Genomic DNA, 2,013 nt, shown 5'->3' on the forward strand with positions numbered 1-2,013 from the left:
TCCTATGATGCCCATTGATCCAAAATATCCCACCCATGGCAATCAATACAGTACTAAATGCTCATCAATAAGAAAATCAAAAAAAGACTGGGCAAATTGCTCAGTCTTCCTTCATAATATAAATCAATTAAAAAACACTTTCCCCATTATCATAATTAAATAGCCATTCAATTCCAAACTTATCTTTTAAAGAACCATAGCATTTGCTCCAGAAGGTTTCTTGAAGCTCCATGACTACCGTACCGCCTTCTTTCAGTTGGTTAAAATAAGTGTTAATCTTATCCAAGTCTTTATTAACAATAGATAGACTTATGTTATTACCTGCTACAAACGGCATTCCAGGGAAAACATCAGAAAACATGACGTTGCTTCCATCAATATTAAGCCTTGTATGCATGACCAAGCCTTTTGCTTCTTCTGGAAGGGCATAGTCTGGGTGCTGTGGCGCTTCCCCAAACGTCATAATTTTCGGCTTTTCTAAGCCAAATACCTCCGCGTAAAATTCTGCTGCCTCACGACAATTCCCATTAAAATTAAGATATACATCAACAGACATGTATGATAACCCCTTTTGTGTAAAATTTAAACATTGGTAATTGTACCATTTACTGGATAAATTTCAAATTTCCACTTAGTCCAAGCTCCAAACCTAACACTGATTAAATAATTTAGTCCCCGGGCGAATACAATTTACAATCATCCTATTTTGAATTTACAGAAAGAGGGTAACTTGTGATGAAATTCAAAATACACCGTTGTAATTGCCGGAAACTCTGGTCTATTCAAACGCGAAAAACAAAGTTTACCGCATTTTCTCTTCTCCTCGATGGAAGTTGGGGCACAGAATTGAAACCCCATCGGAAATATAACCCCAAAGGATTTGTGACGACAAACGCTAAACAAGATCTAACTGTTAATCCAACAGCTGAAGAAGTAGAGAAATTTGAAAAAGTGGCAAAACTAATTTATGACAAAAAGAATGTTAATTTTAACGTGCTCCAAGGCGAATCTTTATTCTTCGCCGAAGACGGCACGTGTTATCTGCTAAAAAAATTGTAACTACTAACCTATCAATAATTAAAATGCTTCTGAACAAATTCTCCAATTTCGTCAATCGCTTGTTGACCTTCTGGTATCGCAAACGTTTGAAAAACATGCCACATGTCGTCCCATACTTTAAAGGTTACTTCCACACCTGCTTCACGGGCACGATCGACTAATCGGGCTGAATCACTTAAAAGGATTTCATCGTTACCTACATGAACCAACATCGATGGAAGACCAGACAAATCCGCATAAATGGGTGATACAAGTGGATGACTGAGATCCAAATCCCTGGTATATAAAGTTGGTATCGCTCGGGTTGCATCTGGTGATAACCATGGATCAACTTCGGCTCTAGTTTTCATGGATTCACCGGTACCTTCCAAATCTGTCCACGGAGACAATAGTACTGACAAAGCTGGCAATTCTTCATCTTCACCTTTTAATGAAAGGAGGGTAGCAAGCGTTAGACCGCCGCCAGCCGAATCGCCACCGATGATAATTTTATCAGGAGCTATACCGGAGGAAATCAACCAGCGATAAACTTTTACAGCATCCTCAATCGCAGCTGGAAATGGGTTTTCTGGTGCAAGTCGATATTCAGGAACTAAAACCCGTGCCGCTGTTGACTGTGATAGTTTCGAAGCCAGGTAGCGATGAGTGTTACAGCTTCCCATTATGTATGCTCCACCATGAAGATAAAGAAACACTCGGTCTTCGACAGCATTAGGTGCGATGACCCATTCTGCCGGGATGTCATCAATCTTTGTTTTCTCCACTATGATATCCGGTGCCACAGGGGTTAAGGAGGATAATGCTTCTAGTCCCTGCCTAGCTATTTCAATGTCCGTTCCTGCTGTTTGGCTTGCTTTTGCCGTCATTAAATATTGTCTTACTAGTAAACTTTCTTGACTTGCCATGACGAATTTCTCCTTTCAATCTAAAATGTAAGCGTGTACATATAGGTAT

Annotated in this window: 3 protein-coding genes; 1 reads left to right on the forward strand and 2 read right to left on the reverse strand. The window is 39.7% G+C overall.

Annotated features, from left to right (window positions below; genetic code table 11):
* Positions 1-127: 127 nt before the first annotated feature.
* A complete protein-coding gene (locus V7659_RS25850; protein ID WP_335542969.1) occupies positions 128-556 on the reverse strand; it encodes a VOC family protein in 429 nt (142 codons plus the stop codon).
* 179 nt (positions 557-735) lie between these two features.
* Here V7659_RS25850 and V7659_RS25855 point away from each other — a divergent pair, with 179 nt between their 5' ends.
* Positions 736-1,059: a hypothetical protein gene (locus V7659_RS25855; RefSeq protein WP_335542971.1), complete on the forward strand. Its 324-nt coding sequence runs from the start codon at positions 736-738 to the stop codon at positions 1,057-1,059.
* A gap of 11 nt (positions 1,060-1,070) precedes the next feature.
* On the opposite strand, the gene V7659_RS25860 is transcribed toward V7659_RS25855, so the two are convergent.
* Complete coding sequence (locus tag V7659_RS25860) at positions 1,071-1,964, reverse strand: alpha/beta hydrolase (protein ID WP_335542970.1); 894 nt, start codon at positions 1,962-1,964, stop codon at positions 1,071-1,073.
* Between the last annotated feature and the right edge of the window lie 49 nt (positions 1,965-2,013).

The sequence above is a fragment of the Neobacillus drentensis genome, assembly GCF_036966985.1.
Taxonomy (GTDB): domain Bacteria; phylum Bacillota; class Bacilli; order Bacillales; family Cytobacillaceae; genus Neobacillus; species Neobacillus drentensis_E.

Excerpts from the sequence above, each read along its gene's own strand:
- V7659_RS25850 (WP_335542969.1), bottom strand. The coding sequence starts at position 556 with ATGTCTGTTGATGTATATCTTAATTTTAATGGGAATTGTCGTGAGGCA.
- V7659_RS25855 (WP_335542971.1), top strand. The coding sequence starts at position 736 with ATGAAATTCAAAATACACCGTTGTAATTGCCGGAAACTCTGGTCTATT.
- V7659_RS25860 (WP_335542970.1), bottom strand. The coding sequence starts at position 1,964 with ATGGCAAGTCAAGAAAGTTTACTAGTAAGACAATATTTAATGACGGCA.